Source organism: Marinobacterium aestuariivivens, assembly GCF_042661465.1.
GTDB lineage: Bacteria > Pseudomonadota > Gammaproteobacteria > Pseudomonadales > Balneatricaceae > Marinobacterium_A > Marinobacterium_A aestuariivivens.
On the sequence record NZ_JBHSWE010000001.1, the window covers coordinates 1,639,217 to 1,658,399 of the forward strand.

Annotated in this window: 17 protein-coding genes and 3 pseudogenes; 7 read left to right on the forward strand and 13 right to left on the reverse strand. The window is 63.1% G+C overall.

Features of this window, described 5'->3' with window-relative positions:
- The first annotated feature begins 13 nt into the window (after positions 1 to 13).
- Entirely contained in the window at positions 14 to 805 is a 792-nt protein-coding gene (locus ACFQDL_RS08555; RefSeq protein WP_379908636.1) for a cytochrome C assembly family protein, read from the forward strand.
- Positions 806 to 881: 76 nt separating this feature from the next.
- Positions 882 to 2,167: pseudogene (locus ACFQDL_RS08560) on the forward strand (HlyC/CorC family transporter).
- A 47-nt stretch (positions 2,168 to 2,214) separates the two neighbouring features.
- Here ACFQDL_RS08560 and ACFQDL_RS08565 read toward each other — a convergent pair.
- From ACFQDL_RS08565 to ACFQDL_RS08580, 4 genes are all read right to left on the reverse strand, one after another.
- Positions 2,215 to 2,523, reverse strand: coding sequence for an MTH1187 family thiamine-binding protein (locus ACFQDL_RS08565; protein ID WP_379908637.1), 309 nt, complete (start codon positions 2,521 to 2,523; stop codon positions 2,215 to 2,217).
- A complete protein-coding gene (locus ACFQDL_RS08570; protein ID WP_379908638.1) occupies positions 2,523 to 2,714 on the reverse strand; it encodes a DUF1289 domain-containing protein in 192 nt (63 codons plus the stop codon). Before ACFQDL_RS08570 ends, ACFQDL_RS08565 begins: the two co-directional genes overlap by 1 nt.
- Positions 2,715 to 2,842: 128 nt before the next feature.
- A complete protein-coding gene (locus ACFQDL_RS08575; protein WP_379908639.1) occupies positions 2,843 to 2,977 on the reverse strand; it encodes a hypothetical protein in 135 nt (44 codons plus the stop codon).
- A gap of 8 nt (positions 2,978 to 2,985) precedes the next feature.
- Positions 2,986 to 3,279, reverse strand: coding sequence for an NUDIX hydrolase (locus tag ACFQDL_RS08580; protein WP_379908640.1), 294 nt, complete (start codon positions 3,277 to 3,279; stop codon positions 2,986 to 2,988).
- Positions 3,280 to 3,566: 287 nt separating this feature from the next.
- On the opposite strand from ACFQDL_RS08580, the gene ACFQDL_RS08585 reads away from it, so the two are divergent.
- Positions 3,567 to 4,121 carry an NUDIX hydrolase gene (locus ACFQDL_RS08585; RefSeq protein WP_379908641.1) on the forward strand — a complete coding sequence of 185 codons (555 nt, stop codon included), beginning with the start codon at positions 3,567 to 3,569 and terminating at the stop codon, positions 4,119 to 4,121.
- Positions 4,122 to 4,129: 8 nt separating this feature from the next.
- On the opposite strand, the pseudogene ACFQDL_RS08590 reads toward ACFQDL_RS08585, so the two are convergent.
- Positions 4,130 to 5,142 (reverse strand): annotated as a pseudogene (locus ACFQDL_RS08590) (LysR family transcriptional regulator).
- A gap of 132 nt (positions 5,143 to 5,274) precedes the next feature.
- On the opposite strand from ACFQDL_RS08590, the gene ACFQDL_RS08595 reads away from it, so the two are divergent.
- Positions 5,275 to 6,690 (forward strand): acetyl-CoA carboxylase biotin carboxylase subunit, encoded by a 1,416-nt coding sequence (locus tag ACFQDL_RS08595; protein ID WP_379908642.1) that lies wholly within the window; start codon positions 5,275 to 5,277, stop codon positions 6,688 to 6,690.
- 22 nt (positions 6,691 to 6,712) lie between these two features.
- A pseudogene (oadA, locus tag ACFQDL_RS08600) lies at positions 6,713 to 8,506 on the forward strand (sodium-extruding oxaloacetate decarboxylase subunit alpha).
- Positions 8,507 to 8,834: 328 nt separating this feature from the next.
- Here oadA and ACFQDL_RS08605 read toward each other — a convergent pair.
- Complete coding sequence (locus ACFQDL_RS08605; RefSeq protein WP_379908643.1) at positions 8,835 to 9,737, reverse strand: DMT family transporter; 903 nt, start codon at positions 9,735 to 9,737, stop codon at positions 8,835 to 8,837.
- 190 nt (positions 9,738 to 9,927) lie between these two features.
- Here ACFQDL_RS08605 and ACFQDL_RS08610 point away from each other — a divergent pair, with 190 nt between their 5' ends.
- Both ACFQDL_RS08610 and ACFQDL_RS08615 read left to right on the forward strand, forming a co-directional pair.
- A complete protein-coding gene (locus ACFQDL_RS08610) occupies positions 9,928 to 10,536 on the forward strand; it encodes a MarC family protein (RefSeq protein ID WP_379908644.1) in 609 nt (202 codons plus the stop codon).
- A 76-nt stretch (positions 10,537 to 10,612) separates the two neighbouring features.
- Positions 10,613 to 10,801, forward strand: coding sequence for a hypothetical protein (locus ACFQDL_RS08615; protein WP_379908645.1), 189 nt, complete (start codon positions 10,613 to 10,615; stop codon positions 10,799 to 10,801).
- On the opposite strand, the gene ACFQDL_RS08620 is transcribed toward ACFQDL_RS08615, so the two are convergent.
- The 7 genes from ACFQDL_RS08620 to dnaK all read right to left on the reverse strand — a co-directional run bounded on the left by ACFQDL_RS08620 (position 10,795) and on the right by dnaK (position 19,156).
- Positions 10,795 to 13,080, reverse strand: a complete 2,286-nt coding sequence (locus tag ACFQDL_RS08620; protein ID WP_379908646.1) for a bifunctional diguanylate cyclase/phosphodiesterase — start codon at positions 13,078 to 13,080, stop codon at positions 10,795 to 10,797. The two genes, ACFQDL_RS08615 and ACFQDL_RS08620, sit on opposite strands and share 7 nt — an antisense overlap.
- Positions 12,987 to 13,667, reverse strand: coding sequence for a cache domain-containing protein (locus ACFQDL_RS08625; protein WP_379908647.1), 681 nt, complete (start codon positions 13,665 to 13,667; stop codon positions 12,987 to 12,989). Before ACFQDL_RS08625 ends, ACFQDL_RS08620 begins: the two co-directional genes overlap by 94 nt.
- 155 nt (positions 13,668 to 13,822) lie before the next feature.
- Positions 13,823 to 14,140, reverse strand: a complete 318-nt coding sequence (locus ACFQDL_RS08630; RefSeq protein ID WP_379908648.1) for a YqfO family protein — start codon at positions 14,138 to 14,140, stop codon at positions 13,823 to 13,825.
- 149 nt (positions 14,141 to 14,289) lie between these two features.
- Complete coding sequence (gene dapB / locus ACFQDL_RS08635; RefSeq protein WP_379908649.1) at positions 14,290 to 15,093, reverse strand: 4-hydroxy-tetrahydrodipicolinate reductase; 804 nt, start codon at positions 15,091 to 15,093, stop codon at positions 14,290 to 14,292.
- A 43-nt stretch (positions 15,094 to 15,136) separates the two neighbouring features.
- The gene (gene cysE / locus ACFQDL_RS08640) at positions 15,137 to 15,940 is read right to left on the reverse strand and encodes a serine O-acetyltransferase (RefSeq protein WP_379908650.1); all 804 of its coding nucleotides are present in this window, start codon (positions 15,938 to 15,940) and stop codon (positions 15,137 to 15,139) included.
- 49 nt (positions 15,941 to 15,989) lie between these two features.
- On the reverse strand, positions 15,990 to 17,120 hold the full coding sequence (gene dnaJ / locus ACFQDL_RS08645; RefSeq protein WP_379908651.1) for a molecular chaperone DnaJ: 1,131 nt from the start codon (positions 17,118 to 17,120) through the stop codon (positions 15,990 to 15,992).
- Positions 17,121 to 17,230: 110 nt separating this feature from the next.
- Positions 17,231 to 19,156 (reverse strand): molecular chaperone DnaK, encoded by a 1,926-nt coding sequence (dnaK, locus tag ACFQDL_RS08650; protein ID WP_379908652.1) that lies wholly within the window; start codon positions 19,154 to 19,156, stop codon positions 17,231 to 17,233.
- Between the last annotated feature and the right edge of the window lie 27 nt (positions 19,157 to 19,183).

Consider the following 19,183-nt stretch of genomic DNA (forward strand, 5'->3'; position numbering starts at 1 on the left):
TGGAGGTCCCCGGATGCTGCCGACATCGATCCTTGTTGCCGCGCTGTTTTATCTGGCCGCGACGGTACTGCAGTGGCGGATACTGAAAGGCCAGGCACGGCCGTCGCGCAACCTGATCCGCGGACTGGGCCTTGCCGGCGTCGCCGCCCATACGGTGAGCGTCTACCTGGTACTGCACCAGGACGCCGGCATCAATCTCGGCTTCTTCAGCACCGGCTCCCTCATCGCCTGGCTGATCGCCGCCCTGGTCCTGATCAGCAGCTTGCGGCAAAATATCGACAACCTCTTCATCGGCGTGTTTCCGCTGGCCATCGCATCGCTGCTGACCGCCAGCCTCGACCCCGCCACCAGCCTGCAGCATCACTACGGTCCCGGCCTGATCGTGCACATCCTGCTGTCGATCCTCGCCTACAGTATCTTTACCATCGCCACGCTGCAGGCACTGCTGCTGTGGCGCCAGAACGTCGCGCTCAAACAGCACCATACCCGCGGCCTGGTCGCCAGCCTGCCGCCGCTGCAGACCATGGAACGCCTGCTGTTCGAAATGCTCTGGACCGGCTTCATCCTGCTCTCGGCTTCGCTGATCAGCGGCTTTCTGTTCGTCGAGGACCTTTTCGCCCAGCACCTGGTGCACAAAACCACGTTGTCGATCCTGGCCTGGATCGTCTACGGCATCCTGCTCGGCGGCCACGCCCTGCTGGGTTGGCGCAGCCTGCGGGCCATTCGCTGGACCATTGGCGGCTTCATCGCGCTGATGCTGGCATTTTTCGGCTCCAAACTGGTCATCGAGTTTCTGCTGACATAGCGGGCAGTAACCTTGACAGGCCCGACAGCGGGCCAGACAATGAATCTCCAATCGGTAACCCTAAGGTCCCTCTGTCTTGGAAGACGCATCGATAAGCGCCCTGATCGGGCTCCTCATCTTCCTTATTTTCTGCTCCGCATTTTTCTCCAGCTCCGAAACCGGCATGATGTCACTGAACCGGTACCGGCTGCGCCACCTGGTGAAAAACAAGCACCGCGGCGCCCGCAAGGCAAGCCACCTGCTGGAGCGTCCGGACCGCCTGATCGGCGTCATCCTGATTGGCAACAACTTCGTCAACATCCTGGCCTCGGCCATCGCCACCGTCATCGCCGTGCGCCTCTGGGGCGATGCCGGTATCGCCATCGCGACCGCGGGGCTGACCCTGATCATCCTGATCTTCGCCGAGGTTTCCCCAAGACCGTGGCGGCGATGTTCCCCGAGCGGGTCGCCTTTCCGGCCTCCTATATATTGCTGCCGCTGCTGAAGCTGATCTATCCACTGGTCTGGTTCGTCAACGGTATCACCAACGGCCTGCTGCGACTGTTCGGCGTCCGCACCGGCGGCGCCAACAGCCACCACCTGAGCACCGAAGAACTGCGCACCCTGGTGCACGAGGCCGGCGCCCTGCTGCCCCAGACCAACCAGTCGATGCTGCTGGGCGTGCTGGAACTGAACGAAGTCACCGTCAACGACATCATGATCCCGCGCAACGAGGTCGAGGGTATCGACCTGGACCACGACCTGGACCACCTGCTCGAACAGCTGTCGCGCACCAGCCATACCCGGCTGCCGGTCTACCACGGCGATATCAACAAGGTGGTCGGCATCCTGCACATGCGCAACCTGGCGCAGCTGATCCAGCAGGGCAAGGTCAGCAAGGCCGCGATCCTGCAGGTGGTGCGTGAGGCCTACTTCGTCCCGGAAAGCACGCCGCTGCAGACCCAGCTGCTGAATTTCCAGAAGGAGAGCCGGCGCATCGGCCTGGTGGTGGACGAATATGGCGATATTCTCGGCGTCGTCACCCTGGAGGACATCCTCGAGGAGATCGTCGGCGAACTGTCGTCACAGAACAAGGCGAGCAACCAGGAGATTCATCCGCAGGAGGACGGCAGCTTCTTTATCGAAGGTACCGCCTATATTCGCGAGATCAACAAGAACCTGGGCTGGGACCTGCCGACCGATGGCCCCAAGACCCTGAACGGCCTGATCACCGAAAACCTCGAGTCGATCCCCGACGCCAATGTCTGCCTGGACCTCAACGGCTACCGCATCGAAACCCTGCAGATCAGCGACAACCTGATCAAGACGGTCAGGGTGCTGCGCTACATCAACAGTCTGCAGCACGAGGAAGAAGAGGATTAGAGCGTTAAGCGTCAAGCGTGGATCAGTGCAGCTCCACGCCTTACGCCTTACGCCTCACCTGATAGCTTTTCTTCCACGCTGGACACCTTGTCCGCCATACTCTGGTCGCGATCGGTGCGGGTGCCGATCCGCATCGAACTGGTGATCCGCGGCGCACCCATTTCGTGCAGCACCTCGTGGCAGCGCTTCACCGCAGCGAACACCTCGTCCCAGCCACCTTCGACATTGGTGCCATAGGCATGCATCTGGTGACTGAGACCGGCCTCCTGAAAGATGCGCTGACAGGCGGTGACGTATTCGGAGACCGAAACGCCGACACCGAGCGGCACCACACACAGATCGATCATCACCTTCATCAGCAGATCTCCCCCTTCTCGCGGCGGCGGATCTTCGCCAGTATTTCACGCTTCTCGTCGTTGCTCAGCACGCCCCACTCGGCGATCTCCATTGCGTTGCGCAGGCAGCCGGTACAGAGATCATGATCGCCCGGACAGCAGACGCCGACACAGGGACTGCGGATCGGGTGTTCGTTCTGGATTTCGCTCATAAGCACTCTACCTTGAAAAAACAGGATCAATGGTGCGTTACGCGATGCACAAGGTACATTGGGGATTTTGTACAAAGTGCCGATGCATCGCTAACGCACCCTACAGCCAGGATACGCAAGCGGGCAACTCAGGCCGGCGTCTGCTGGTGCTCGGGCCTCGGCTTCATCGGGATACCGGCATCGAAGCCGATATTCAGCAACTCCACCAGCATATAGGCCGTCAGCCCCCAGATGATGTAGTCACCGTACTGGTAGGCCGGCACATAGTGGGTCAGACCGCGCAGCTGGATGATATCGGTGCGCTGGCGCCGGTCTTCGAGAAAAAGCTCAGCGGCACCCGAAAGAGACTCTCCAGCTCGAACGGACTGGGCTCGAGGCGCACGTCCGCCGGCACGATGCCGACCCAGGGCGTGACCTGCAGCCGGTGCTTGGACATCACCTGCCCCAGGGAGCCGAGCACGTCGACACTGCCGGGATCCAGCCCGATCTCCTCCTCGGCTTCACGCAGCGCGGTAAACAGCAGATCGGGATCGGTCGCATCCTGCTTGCCGCCGGGAAAGGCCACCTCCCCTGATGGGTCGACAGCCTGGAGGAGCGGCGGGTCAGTATCACCTCCGGCTCGACACTGTCCGTCAGGGCGATCAGCACGCTCGCCTGGGGACGATCCGTTATCAGCCGGCGTGGCGCATATGCAGCCAGTCGGCGACGCAACAACTCAAGCATCGGCATGTTTTTTGGCGGATAATGGAAACATGATACCGCGGCCCGGGGCCAAAGACGAATGCCGGCACGCGAACTTGCTGCCGACAACGGCCGCCCTTTAGAATGGACGCAACGACAAGAGGACCGACCTTGAAGTACTGCAGCCAGTGCGGCAATACCGTCAGCCAGACCATCCCTCCGGGGGACAATCGCCCCCGTCATGTTTGCGACGGTTGCGGCACCATACACTACAGCAACCCCAACATCATTGCCGGCTGCCTCCCCGTGTACGGCGACAGGGTGCTGCTATGTCGCCGGGCGATAGAGCCGCGACTCGGGTTCTGGACACTGCCGGCCGGCTTCATGGAAAATGGCGAGTCGACCGAACAGGCCGCCGCCCGCGAAACCCTCGAGGAAGCCCGGGCCCAGGTCAGGATCGGCGATCTCTATACCGTCACCTCGATCATTCACCTGAACCAGGTGCAGATGCTCTACCTGGCCGAACTCGACCAACCCGAATTCGGCCCCGGCGACGAATCCCTCGAGGTCGCCCTGTTCAGCGAAGAGCAGATCCCCTGGGACGACCTTGCCTTCCAGACCATCCGCAACGCCCTGCGGTTCTTCTTCGAGGACCGGCGCAACGACCATTTCCCGCTGCGCCATATCGAGCTGGAAACGAAACCGGGCACCTATATCGCCAAATAGCCGACGCTTCACGCCGACTTCGCCTGAACCCTCATACCGTACAGATCCTCGAACTGCGCCTTGATCGGCGCCAGATTGGCGCGCACATAGGCCAGAAAGGCCTCGGCCACCGGCGTCAGATGCTTACTGCGCGGATAGACCGTGCACCAGGATCGGCGCAGCGGAAAGCCGGCGACATCGGCCGGCTGCAACAGCCCGTTTTCGAGCTCGAGCTGTACACTGAGACGCGGCATCACCGCAACGCCAAGCCCTGCCAGTACGCCATGCTTGATCGCCGCATTGGAGCCGAGTTCCATCACCCCTTCAGGGCCAGCCGCTGCTCGGCACAGAAGGCCTCGAGCGCCCGGCGCGTACCCGAGCCCTGCTCCCGCAACAGCAACGGCTGCTCGAGAAACTGCGCCAGCGGCAGCTCCGACTGCCCCGCCAGCGGGTGCCCGGACGGCAGCACCGGAATCAGCTCGTTGTCGAGGAAGGGCATAAAGGTCAGCGAACGGTCCTCCGGCACCATGCCCATGATCACCAGGTCGTCGTGGTTCTCCGCCAGGCGTTCGATCGCCTGGGCCCGGTTCACCACTTTCATCTTCACGTCGACCCGCGGGTATTCCTTCAGGAACCCCGCCAGCAGGTGCGGTACCACGTACTGGGCGGTGCTGACCGCCGCCAGGTTCAGGGTTCCCCAGACCGTCCCCTCGAGCTCCGAAAGCTGCATCTGCAGCTGCTCCAGCTCGCCGAACACCTGTTGGACACAACGGGCCACCTGCTCCCCGGCCTGGGTGGTATAGAGCTTTTTGCCGACATAATCGAACAACGGCTGCCCCAGCGCCTGCTCGAGCTGGCGGATCTGGGCACTGATTGCCGGCTGCGTCAGTCCAAGCTCGGTCGCGGCCCGGCTGTAGCCCTTGAGCCGGTATACTGCGGAAAACACCTGAAGCTGCCGGAATGAGAGCCGGTTCAGAAGCTGCGGCAGAGTATAAGGCATCATCACACCTCGATTTGGGGGAACTTCCGTCCCCTGGAGCATCAGACATAAGCAATAATTTATACAACTCAATAAAAATATCAATTTTTAATGAGGACAAGCACTGTACTACTTTAGAACGGTCGCCGGCGCGCCTTTCTGCGCTCAGCGTATTCCGCCCGACGGAGGAACAAGATGTTCAACAAGTTACTGATCGCCAACCGAGGCGAAATCGCCGTACGCATCGTACGTGCCTGTGCCGAGATGGGCATCCGGTCGGTCGCCATCTATACCGAGCCGGACCGTCACGCCCTTCACGTCAAGCGCGCCGACGAGGCGCATTTCATGGGCGAAGATCCGCTGGCCGGCTATCTGGACCCGCGCCGCATTGTCAACCTGGCCGCCGAAACCGGCTGCGATGCCATCCATCCCGGTTACGGTTTCCTGTCGGAAAACGCCGATTTTGCCCGTATCTGTGCCGAACGCGGCATCGCTTTTGTCGGCCCGGGCGCCGATGTCATTGCCCGGATGGGTGACAAGACCGCAGCCCGCAGCAGCATGATCGCCGCCGGCGTGCCGGTTACACCGGGCTCTGAAGGCAACCTGGCCGATCTCGACGAAGCCCTGCTGGTCGCCGAACAGATCGGCTACCCGGTGATGCTCAAGGCCACCTCCGGCGGCGGCGGTCGCGGCATTCGCCGTTGCGACAGCGCCGACGAGCTGCGCACCCAGTATCCGCGCGTAATCTCCGAGGCCACGAAGGCGTTCGGTTCGGCCGAGGTGTTCCTCGAGAAATGCATCGTCGACCCCAAGCACATCGAAGTGCAGATCCTGGCCGACAGCCAGGGCAGCGCCATCCACCTGTTCGAGCGCGACTGCTCGATCCAGCGCCGCAACCAGAAGCTCATCGAAATCGCACCGAGCCCGCAGCTGACCCCGGAACAGCGCGCCTATGTCGGCGAACTGGCGGTGAAGGCCGCCAAGGCGGTGAAGTACGAGAACGCCGGCACCGTGGAGTTCCTGCTGACCGACAACGAAGTCTACTTCATGGAGATGAACACCCGGGTCCAGGTCGAGCACACCATCACCGAACAGATCACCGGTGTCGATATCGTGCGCGAACAGATCCGCATCGCCGCAGGCCTGCCGCTGCTCTATCGCCAGCAGGACATCCAGCACCGCGGCTATGCCCTGCAGTTCCGCATCAATGCCGAGGACCCGAAGAACAACTTCCTGCCCAGCTTCGGCAAGGTCACCCGCTACTACGCGCCGGGCGGCCCGGGCGTGCGTACCGATACCGCCATTTACACCGGCTATACCATTCCGCCCTATTTCGATTCCATGTGCCTGAAGCTGATCGTCTGGGCGCTGAACTGGGAGGATGCGATGGACCGCGGTGCCCGGGCCCTGGCCGACATGCGCCTGCAGGGGGTCCGTACCACCGCGCCCTACTACCAGGAAATCCTCAAGAACCCCGAGTTTCGCAGCGGCGTCTTCAACACCAGTTTCGTACCGAATCATCCGGAACTGCTGCACTATTCGGAAAAACGTCACCCCAGCGAGATCGCCCTGGCGATCGCCGCCGCGATAGCGGCCCATACCGGTCTCTGATCCGGGCCCGAAGGAGCACTCCATGAGCAAGATAAAGGTTACCGATGTCATCCTGCGCGACGCCCATCAGTCCCTCATCGCCACGCGCATGCGCACCGAGGATATGCTGCCGATCTGCGACAAGCTCGATCGCGTCGGCTACTGGTCACTCGAAGTCTGGGGCGGCGCCACCTTCGACGCCTGCGTCCGCTTTCTGAAGGAGGATCCTGGGAGCGCCTGCGCCAGCTGCGCGCGGCGCTGCCCAACACCCGTCTGCAGATGCTGCTGCGCGGCCAGAACCTGCTCGGCTATCGCCACTATGCCGACGATGTCGTCGAGGCTTTCGTCGAAAAGGCGGCCAGCAACGGTATCGACGTCTTCCGGGTGTTCGATGCCCTGAACGATCTGCGCAACCTCGAAACCGCCATCCGCGCGGTCAAAAAAGCGGGCAAACATGCCCAGGGCACCATCTGCTACACCACGAGCCCGGTGCACAGCACCGAGCTCTTCGTCGACCAGGCCCGCGCGCTGAAACAGATGGGCGCCGACTCCTGGCCCTCAAGGACATGGCCGGCCTGCTGACGCCCTACGCCACCTACGACCTGGTCAAGGCGTTGCGCGAGGCCGTGGACCTGCCGATTTTCATCCACTCCCACAGCACCGCGGGCCTCGCCGCCCAGTGCCAGCTGAAGGCGATCGAGGCCGGCGCCGAGCATATCGACACCGCCATTTCCTCCTTCGCCTGGGCACCAGCCACCCGGCCACCGAGTCCCAGGTCGCTGCGCTGCGCGGCTCCGACTACGACACGGGGCTCGACCTGGAACTGCTGCAGGAGATCGCCGACTACTTCCGCGACGTGCGCAAGAAGTACCACCAGTTCGAAAGCGAATTCACCCGCGAAGATGTCTCGGTACAGATCAACCAGGTGCCGGGCGGCATGATGTCGAACCTCGCCAACCAGCTCAAGGAGCAGCACGCCCTGGGACGCATCCGCGAAGTCTTCGCCGAGATTCCACGGGTGCGCGAGGACCTCGGCTTTCCGCCGCTGGTCACCCCGACCTCCCAGATCGTCGGCACCCAGGCGGTACTCAACGTCCTGTCCGGAGAACGCTACAAGACCATCACCAATGAGGTGAAGCGCTACCTGGCCGGCGGTTACGGCCAGCCGCCTGCGCAGATCAACAGCGCGCTGCAGAAACAGGCGATCGGCAACGGCGAAGTGGTCGAGGGACGCCCGGCCGACCAGTTGCCGCCCGAGATGGCGCGCCTGCGCAAGGAGATCGGCGAACTCGCCCTGAGCGACGAGGATGTGCTCACCTTCGCGATGTTCCAGGATATCGGCCGCCAGTTCCTCAGCGAACGCGCCGCGGGCACGCTGACGCCGGAAGCCCTGCAGCCGCCGACCGGCAGCGACCAGCGCCCGGTGGACGAGGGTGTGCCGACGGAGTTCAGCATCGATGTCCACGGCGAAACCTACGAGGTCTCGATCACCGGCGTCGGCAGCCTGGGAGCCGGCAAGCGCCATGTCTTCCTGACCCTCGACGGCATGCCGGAAGAGGTGCTGTTCGAGCCGAAGAACCTCTATGTCGCCGGCGGCGCCAGCGGTCGTCCGAAGGCCAGCGCACCGGGCCATGTCACCACCTCGATGCCGGGCAACATCGTCGACGTGCTGGTCAGTGCCGGCGACAGCGTCGAGGCCGGCAAAGCGGTACTGGTCACCGAGGCGATGAAGATGGAAACCGAGGTTCAGGCACCGATCGCCGGTACCGTTGTGGCGGTGCATGTGGTCAAGGGCGACCGCGTCACGCCGGGCGAGGTTCTGATCGAGATCGAGTGACGAGTCACGGGTTACGCGTGACGCGTGACGCGTGACGCGTAAAACATGCCACACCCAGCCATCCCGAAGCCACGGACCGGAGGGTGGGTAGAGCGATGCATTGCATCGGATTTAACGCCTGCGCCGGTTCACGGGCATCGCGAAACCCGCAATATCGATCGCAGTGCAGATCGATTGGTATCGGCTGGCAGACCGGTGGGCGAAACGCATGTAAAACGTCGCACCCAACCATCCCGAAACCACGGACCGCAGGGTGCCGGTGTGCCTGCGAACCGCACCATTGAAACGGTGCGGTTCACTCCGCTCACCGGCACCCTACGTCGCACAATCAAGCCGTTTCCGGCACCCCATCACGCCGTGGCGGCTGCCACTGGCTGAGGATGACGCCGCCGATCACCAGCGCCGAGGCGGCCAGCTGCTCGTAGTTCAGCGTCTCGCGCAGCAACAGATAGGCGAGGACGACCGTGAAGACCGGTATCAGGTTGATATAGGCCGAGGCCTGACTCGCCGGAATCCAGGAAACCCCGAGGTTGTAGAGCCCGTAGGCAAAAATGTTCACCACCAGCCCCAGATAGAGGATCGCCAGAACCGCCTCGGGCACCCAGACAGTGGGCAACGTGACCGACGGCAGCGCCAGCGCCGGCAGAAAGAACAGCGTGCCGCAGAACGACTGCAGTGCCGTCAGCAGCCAGGGCGAATAGCGCGCTGACAGCCGCTTCAGGCACAGGGTATAAACCATCGCGCAGAGCATGGCGCAGAACTCGAGAAAGTTGCCGAGCAGCGGATTCGGGGCGGCGGCAGTCTCCTCGGCCGCCAGACTGAGCCAGACCGCACCGACCACCGCCAGCGCAAAACCGGCCCAGGCCTGCCTGTGCAGCCGCTCGCGCAGCCAGAACCAGGCGCCAATCGCCACCAGCAGCGGCAACAGGGCCGTGATCATGCCCGCCTGGGCGGCGCTGGTATGGTGCAGCGCGCTGGCCTCGAACAGAAAATAGAGGCAGGGCTCGGCCAGCATCAGCAGCGCGATCAGCTTCCAGTCGCCGGGCCGGTAATCGACGGGTCCGAAACGGCGCAGCAGCCAGATAAAGCAGCAGGACGCGACGAACATGCGCCCGCTCAACACCACCATCGGATCGTAGTAGGCAAAGGCGAGTTTGAGTACCACAAAGGAGCTGGCCCAGAGCAGCATCGCCAGCAACAGGCACAACATCGGCATGGCACGGGAAAACATCGGTCGGACCCTCGCTCGGAGCGGCCGCACGGGCGCGGCCGGACCGGGCAGGATAGTGCGCCGGGGATAAAAGAACAGTTAATAATTCTTCAGGCCGATCAGCAAAACTTATCCACAGAAAAACGAAGCGATACGGGTTTTCCCGGAGCAGTGATAGAATCGGCCGCTTTAATGCCGGATCTATACCCCGATGAACCTGCTGATCACCACCTGGATCAAGTTTTCCTTCCTGTTCGCGCCCTTTTTCGTCGTCTCGATGTTCCTGTCGCTGACCCGCAACGACAGCCGCGCCGAACGACGCTCCATCGCCAACCGCGCTGTCTTCGCCGCCTTCTGCATCTGTCTGCTGCTGTTCTTCTTCGGCACGCCGATGTTCGAGGCGCTGGGCATTACACTGGATTCGTTCCGTATCGGCGCCGGCATCCTGCTGTTCCTGTCCGGTGTCAGCCTGGTGCGGGACGGCGTGCGCTCCCATGCCGAAGTGCCCAACGAGCAGCGCGACGATGTCGCGGTCGTGCCACTGGCCCTGCCGACCATTGTCGGCCCGGCCACCATCGGCACCATTCTGGTCTATGGCGCCGAGCTGCGCGGACTGGAACTGGCCTGGGGAATCGCCGGCATGATGCTGGCGCTGGGCTGCCTGCTCGTCTTCCTTCACATGGCCAGCGCCATGGAACGCCTGCTTGGGCGCACCGGCCTGAATATTCTCAGCAAGGTCACCGGGCTGATCCTGGCGGCCATGGCATCCCAGATCGTGCTGACCGGCATTCACGGTTTTATCCGCAGCAACAGCCTCTGAGCGGCCCGGACTCGCCGCGCGCCCGTCTGGCGTCTAGGCTGTATGCAGACGGACGGACAGGGAGCGCGGACTCGATATGCTGAGGTTGATGATGGTTGTGGCGGTGATCGCGGTCGGCTTTGTCAGCATGAAAAGCTGTGACAGCGCCGTGTCACTGAAAACCGAGCAGACCCTGATGCGCAAGGAAAAGCTGCAGCAGAAGGTGCAGGAGAGCGAGGATATCGCACGCGAACGCCTCGAGCAGGCACTGGAACCCACTCAGTAAGCCGGGATCTGCGCCTCGCGCATGAAATCGGTCGCCTGTTCGGCCGGCATGGGCCTGGCATAGAGATAGCCCTGCCCCTCGGCGCATCCCACCCCGTCGAGAAAAGCCTGCTGCTGCGGCGTTTCGATGCCTTCCGCCACTGTTTCCAGCCCCAGGTGGCGGGCCACATCCAGCATGGCCCGCACGATTGCCGTGTCGTCGCTATCGTCCGGCAGGCTCTGGATGAACGCACGATCGAGTTTCAGCTTGTCGAGCGGCAAGCGCTTCAGATAGGCGAGACTGGAATAGCCGGTGCCGAAATCGTCCAGCGCAATCCTGACCCCGAGAGCCCTGAGCTGCAGCAACATGGCAGCCGTCTGCTCCAGGTCCTGCATCAGCGCCGTCTCGGTCACCTCGATCACCAGCAGCCCGGCGGGCAGCCCGGTGGACTCCAGCGCCGACGCCACCAGATCCGGCAGGTCGTGCCGGAACTGGCACGCCGAGACGTTGACCGCGATCGCCACCTCCATGCCCTCGGCCCGCCAGCGCGCGCCCTGCTCACAGGCACTGCGCAACACCCATTCCCCGATCGGCGCGATCAGTCCGGTCTCCTCCGCCAGCGGAATGAAGCGGTCAGGCCCGACGTAGCCCAGCTCGGCCGAATGCCAGCGCAGCAGCGCCTCGAAACCGGTCAGGGCACCGGTACGCAGACTGTATTGCGGCTGATAATGAAGGCTCAGCTCGCGATTGCTCAACGCCAGGCGCAACGCCTGCTCCATCTTCAGCCGCTGCGAGATATGGTCATTGATCCCCGGCTCGAAGAACTGCAACCGGTGCCGTCCCTGCGCCTTGGCATGGTGCAAAGCGGCGGCGCCGTTGCGCAGCAGCGTCTGGACATCATCGCCATCGCCCGGGTAGGCGACGACACCGATGCTGGGCGTCACCACCAGATCGAGCCCGTTGTGGTGTATCGGGGCCGCCATCTGCGACAACAGCCGGCGCGACAGGTTTGCCGCCTCGACCGTCGACTGGTCGTCCTGTATCAGCACCGCGAAGACGTCGCCTCTGAGGCGGAACACCGTATCCTCGCGCCGCACCCGCCGGCACAGCCGCTGCGACAGCATCTTCAGCAGACGATCGCCGGCCTGATGGCCAAGGGAGTCATTGATGTATTCGAACCGGTCAAGCCCCACCAGCAACAGCGCAAAACCGAGTTCGGGATGACGCTGCGTCAGCGCAATGGCCTGACCAACGCGCTCCTCGAGCTGACGCCGGTTCGGCAGATCGGTCAGGGGATCGAAGTTCGCCAGATAACTGAGCCGCTCTTCGATACGCTTGTGTTCCGAGAGGTCACTGATGGTGGCGATATAATTTTCGACCTCGCCGGCATCGCTGCGACAGGCACTGATCGACAGCCATTCGGGATAGATCTCCCCGCTCTTGCGCCGATTCCAGACCTCGCCCTGCCAATACCCCTGGCTCTGCAACGTATTCCAGAGCTCACGATAGAATGCCTTGTCGTGGCGCCCCGAAGACATGAATCCCGGGTCCTGCCCAATCGCCTCGCCGGCACTGTAGCCGGTGATCGTCTCGTAGGCCCCGTTGACGGCACGGATACGATTGCCGGCATCGGAGATGATGATGCCTTCGCGGGAAGCATCGAACACACGCGCAGCCAGTTGCAACTGCTGGGCATTGCGCTCCAGCACCGACTGTTTTTCGTCGATGCTGGCCTGATAGCGGCCGAACAGTCCCCGCAACCAGCGTGCGTAGAGCAGCGACAGCAGCAGCGCCACCAGGGCGGCAACGCCCAGGGCCACCAGCAGCCGGGTTGCATTCTGGGTCAGATCGCCGCGCAGCTCGTCACGCTGCTGTTGCAGCAACGGACTGGCTTCGTTGCCGAAGATGCCGGCCACCAGCAACCAGCCGGCCTGCGGCAACGGCTCGACATGCAGCAGCACCGGCGCAGGGACATCCGTCAGCGGATGCCGCCACTGCTGCTCAACGAAGCCCCCGCCCGCCTCGCCCGCCGCGACCAGCGGTTCGAGTACCGCCGGATCGGCCAGCGCCTCGACCGGGTGGATCTCGTCCGAGCCGGATAGCCGTACATCGGGGAACCGGACCAGGCGACCGTCCGTACTCAGGACTGCGAAGAAGGCGCCCCGGTCGAGACGCCTCTCGGCCAGCCGCGCCAGTACGCTGCCTTTCAGATCGTCAAGAATGCGGAACAGGTAGTCACCGGTGCCGATGATCCAGCCCAGCGGCTCGAAATGGCGCACATAGGTGATTTTCTCCGACACCCGCTCTTCACTGCCGGGCACCCGCCAGTGATAACGGGAATAGCCGTCCTGCCGGGGGTGTCGATGGCGTCGAGAACACCCTGAATGGCCGTGCGCACTTCCCGGTCCGGGTGTTCGAGTAACTGTCGCCCCTCGAGGTCGGGCAGCACCGGCAGCAGAACCGACTTGCCGGCCAGGTCGGTGATGAAGAAATAGCCGCGTCCATGGAAGAAACGCTGGTCGCGCAGCGCCTCGGCGATAAGTTCGCCGGTTTCCCGGTCGGATCTTTGGCCCTGTTCGCGCCGGTATATCGACATGGCCATCGCATGGGCCTGGTCGACCCGTTCGCGGGTCTCGGTCATCAGGATCGATTCGGCACGATCAAAGACGAAAGCGGCGAAAGCGCGGATCGCACCGGTCTCATGCTGCAGCTGTTCCTGCATCTGGAGTCTGAATTCCCGGCCGCGCAGCTCCAGGCGCTGTTCGCGCTCCAGGTAGCTGGAGATCATCAGATAGCCGAGAATGCCCAGCAACAGCACCAGCACGGTGCCGACCATGCCGACCACGAGCAGGCGAGGCAGGGAAGAGGCGTCGATTCGTAAACGCATGCAGTAAAACAGCTTCCATCAGTTACGGCACGCGTCCCTCGCACCCGAAGATCCATCGGTCGCCGCCCGGGGCGGGATAAAGATGCCTTGAACCGGCCTTTTTACCAGAGCGGCGGGGCGTCGTCGAGTCGATGACAGCTGTTTATTGACGCCTGTCAGTCCTGGAAGGTTTCGAGCCGCCAGACATCATAGGCGACCTCCTCGTAGGGGTGGGTTCGTTTCAGTGCAGCGATGGCTTCGCGGATGTGGCCATCGGCGCAGACCATCTCGACCTTCCATTCATCGAGCTTTTCCAGCTCGCCATGGCTGCCGATATGGGGCCTGCTGCCGGCCAGCGGCCGGAACTGGCCATGGCCACGGGTCTGCCAGCAGCAGCAGTCATAATCGCCGATACGCCCGGCGCCGGCCTCGAACAGCGCCTGCTTGACCGTTTCCAGGTTCTCTTCCGGTACATAGAAGCAGAGTTTGTACATGGTGCGAGTCCTCGTCCAGTCCGGCGATGGTGCAGATACGTAGACTGGAATGAGCGAAGCGAATTCCGGAGCCGGTCGCCGTATCGATCGACCGTCGGAATTCGCTCCTTCGGATCTCATTCCAACCTACATAAACACAAGGTTACAGCTTAGCGCAGATTCAGCACATCCTGCATATCGTAGAGGCCGGGCGCCTGCTCGCCGAGCCAGCGTGCGGCGCGCACCGCGCCCTTGGCAAAGGTCATGCGGCTGCTCGCCTTGTGGGTTAGCTCGATACGCTCGCCTTCGGTGGCGAAGAGCACCGTATGGTCGCCGACCACATCGCCGGCGCGGATCGTCTCAAAGCCGATCTCCTTGCGGGTACGCGGGCCGATCTGGCCTTCGCGCCCGTAGACCGCGCATTCCCTGAGGTCGCGTCCCAGGGCATCGGCGACGACTTCACCCAGGCGCAGCGCAGTACCGGATGGCGAATCGACCTTGTGGCGGTGGTGCGCCTCGATCACCTCGACGTCGTAGTCGTCACCCAGGGTGCGGGCGATCAGGTCCAGCACCTTGAAGCAGACATTGACGCCAACGCTCATGTTGGGTGCGAACATGATCGGGATCTGGCGCGCACGCAGCTCCAGTTCACCCTTCTGGGCCTGATCGAGACCGGTCGTGCCGATAACGATCTTCTTGCCGTTCTGGGCGCAGAGGGCGACGTTTTCCATCGTGGACTGGGGGGTGGTGAAATCGATCAGCACATCGAAGTCATCGAGCACTTCACCGAGATCGCCGACAAGCGCAACGCCCAGGCGCCCAACGCCCGCCAGCTCGCCGGCATCGGCTCCGATCAGGGAACTGTTGGGCTCGACGATGGCGGCGCTCAGCTTGACACCCTCGGCCAGATGCAACGCCTCGATATTGGTCTTGCCCATTCGACCGGCCGCACCGGTCACCGCTACTCGAATCATCTGTTCACTTTCTCTGTCAGAAAAGGGTGGTTGAGGCGGCGCCTCAGACGTCGTCCTTCGGAAAGGACTGGTTCATATCGAGCGCCGGCTTGTCACAGCCCGGATGACCCACCACCCGCGCCGGCACGCCGACCACGGTGGTATGGGGCGGCACGTTTTCCAGCACCACGCTGCCGCCACCGACCTTGGCGCCGGCACCGATCTCGATATTGCCGAAAATCTTGGCGCCGGCGGCGATCAGCACGCCCTCGCGAATCTTCGGATGTCGGTCGCCGCTCTCCTTGCCGGTACCGCCGAGGGTCACGTTCTGCAGGATCGAGACGTCGTCCTCGACCACGCTGGTCTCGCCGATGACGATGCCGGTGGCATGGTCGAACATCACGCCGCGGCCGATCCGCGCCGCCGGATGGATATCCACCTGCATCACCGAACTGACGCGACTCTGAATGTAAGTGGCCAGTGCGCGCCGGCCCTCGCCCCAGAGATAATGCGCCACGCGGTGACACTGCAGGGCGCGAAAGCCCTTGAGGTACAGCAGCACGGTACAGAGACTGTCGACCGCCGGGTCACGGGTCGTCACCGCCAGCAGATCCTGGCAGGCGCAGTCGATAATGGCCGGATCCCGGGCATAGGCGTTCTCGATCAGCTCGCGCAACGACACCGCCGACATCACCTCGTCGGCCAGCTTCGACGCCAGCAGGAACGACAGCGCCGACGACAGGTCCTTGTGACTGATGATCGCGGCATGGTAGAAGCTGGCAAGGAAAGGCTCACGCTCCACTTCCAGCCGGGCTTCCTCCTGGATCCGGGCCCAGAGCGCTTCGGGCTCGACGGCTATGCTGTTCATGCTTCCCCCAGAATGGGTCGCCGGGGTGCCTGGCCGGCACCCCGCATTGTCAGGTCATGTCTTCGAAAAACTGCTTCACCGAATCGAAGAACGAGTGCTTTTTCGGGCTGTGCTTCTTGTTGCCCTCTTCGGTCGCCTGCTGGAACTCCTTGAGCAGTTCCTTCTGACGACCGGTCAGGTTGACCGGCGTCTCCACCACCACCCGCACCAGCATATCGCCGGTCGGGCCGCCGCGCACCGGGCTCACGCCCTTGCCGCGCAGCCGGAACAGCTTGCCGGTCTGGGTTTCAGCCGGCACGCGAAGCTTCACGCGGCCATCGAGGGTCGGTACTTCGAGTTCGCCGCCAAGCGCCGCGTCGATGAAACTGATCGGCACTTCGCAGTAGAGGTTGCGACCGTCGCGCTCGAAGATCGGATGCTGCAGCACATTGACCTGGACGTAGAGATCGCCCGCAGGCCCGCCATGGCTGCCCGCCTCGCCCTCGCCCGACAGACGGATGCGGTCGCCGGTATCGACACCGGGCGGAATTTTGACCGACAGTGTCTTGACCCGCTCGACCCGGCCGTGACCGTGGCAGCTGCCGCAGGGATCGGAGATCACCTTGCCTTCGCCGCGGCAGGTCGGACAGGTCTGCTGCACCGAGAAAAAGCCCTGCTGCATGCGTACCTGGCCGTGACCGCCACAGGTGCCGCAGGCTTTGGCGCTGGTGCCGGGCTTGGCACCGGAGCCGTCGCAGGTGTCGCAGGGCACCAGGGTCGGCACCTTGATGGTCTTCTCGACGCCGCGCACCGCCTCTTCGAGGCTCAGGTCGAGGTTGTAACGCAGATCGGCACCGCGCTGCACCGAGCTGCGACGCCGGCCACCGGCACCGCCGAAGATGTCGCCGAATACGTCGCCGAAAATATCGGAGAAGCTGCCGTCCATGCCACCGTGACCAAAGCCACCGGCGCCCTGGTCGACGCCGGCATGGCCGTACTGGTCGTAGGCGGCCTTCTTCTGCGCATCGGACAGCACCTCGTAGGCCTCGTTGACCTCCTTGAACTTGTCCTCGGCCTCGGCATCACCGGGATTGCGGTCCGGGTGATATTTCATGGCCATGCGGCGGTAGGCTTTCTTGATATCGCGGTCGGCGGTGTCGCGGGACACCCCCAGCACTTCGTAATAATCTCGTTTCGACATAAGCGGGTCTGTCATGTTTCAGCGGTCGGGGCCGCCGTGAACCGGACACGACAACGCGGGCTATCGCCCGCGCTGCCTCGTTTCAGAGCTTTTTGAACGCAGGGAACGACTTACTTCTTGTCGTCCTTGACCTCTTCGAACTCTGCATCGACGGCGTCATCGCCGGCTTTCTCAGACGCCTGCTCGCCACCGGCCTGGCCGGCTTCGGCTTCCTGCGCGGCTTCCGCGTACATCTTCTGCGCGATGCCGGAAATCGCTTCGGTCAGCGCCGCAGTCCTGGTCTCGATGGCATCCTTGCTGTCGCCCTTGAGCGCTTCTTCCAGCTCGGAAATCGCCTTCTCGACCTGCTCCTTCTCCTCGGCGGTGGCCTTGTCGCCCGCTTCGGTCAGGGTCTTGCGGGCCGAGTGGACCATGGCATCGCCCTGGTTGCGGGCCTGCGCCAGTTCCTCGAACTTCTTGTCCTCTTCGGCGTGGGACTCGGCATCGCGCACCATCTGGTCGATCTCGTCATCCGACAGGCCGGAGGACGCCTTGATCACGATGGACTGCTGCTTGCCGGTCGCCTTGTCCTTGGCGGACACGTTGAGGATACCGTTGGCGTCGAGGTCGAAGGTCACTTCGATCTGCGGCACGCCGCGCGGCGCGGTCGGGATATCGGCCAGATCGAAGCGACCCAGCGACTTGTTCTGCGCTGCCTGCTTGCGCTCGCCCTGCACGACGTGAATGGTCACGGCGCTCTGGTTGTCTTCGGCGGTCGAGAAGATCTGCGACTTCTTGGTCGGGATGGTGGTGTTCTTCTCGATCAGCGGCGTGGCGACGCCACCCATGGTTTCGATACCCAGGGTCAGCGGTGTCACGTCGAGCAGCAGCACGTCTTTCACGTCGCCGGACAGGACAGCGCCCTGGATCGCGGCACCGATGGCCACCGCCTCGTCCGGGTTGACGTCCTTGCGCGGTTCCTTGCCGAAGAACTCGGCCACGGAGCGCTGCACCATCGGCATGCGGGTCTGACCGCCCACCAGGATGATCTCGTCGATGGCGGATGCGCTCAGATCGGCGTCCTGCAGCGCGATGCGGCACGGCTCCAGCGAACGCTTGACCAGTTCCTCGACCAGGGATTCCAGCTTGGAGCGGGTCACCTTGACGTTGAGGTGCTTGGGCCCGGTGGCGTCGGCGGTGATGTACGGCAGGTTGACGTCGGTCTGCTGCGCGGAGGACAGCTCGACCTTGGCTTTCTCGGCCGCTTCCTTCAGACGCTGCAGCGCCAGCGGATCGTTGTGCAGATCGATGCCGGACTCTTTCTTGAACTCGTCCGCCAGGTAGTTGATCAGCTTGAGGTCGAAGTCTTCGCCGCCGAGGAAGGTGTCGCCGTTGGTGGCCAGCACTTCGAACTGGTGCTCGCCGTCGACATCGGCGATCTCGATGATGGAGATGTCGAAGGTACCGCCACCGAGGTCGTAGACGGCGATGGTGCGGTCACCCTTGCCCTTGTCGAGTCCGTAGGCCAGCGCCGCCGCGGTCGGCTCGTTGATGATGCGCTTGACGTCCAGACCCGCGATGCGGCCGGCATCCTTGGTGGCCTGACGCTGGGAGTCGTTGAAGTAGGCCGGCACGGTGATGACCGCTTCGGTGACCTTCTCGCCCAGGTAGTCCTCGGCGGTCTTCTTCATTTTCTTCAGCACTTCGGCGGAGATCTGCGGCGCGGCCAGTTTCTTGTCCTTGACCTCGACCCAGGCGTCGCCGTTGTCGGCTTCGATGATCTTGTACGGCACCATCTTGATGTCTTTCTGCACGACATCGTCGGTGAAGCGGCGACCGATCAGGCGCTTGATCGCGAAGAGAGTGTTTTTCGGGTTGGTCACGGCCTGGCGCTTCGCCGGCTGGCCGACCAGGGTTTCGCCATCGTCGCTGTAGGCGATGATGGACGGCGTGGTGCGATCGCCCTCGGCGTTTTCGATAACCTTGGTCTTGTCACCATCGAGGATAGCCACGCAGGAGTTGGTGGTCCCCAGGTCGATACCGATGATTTTACCCATTCGTCTTCACTCCAGTTTTGCAGTGGC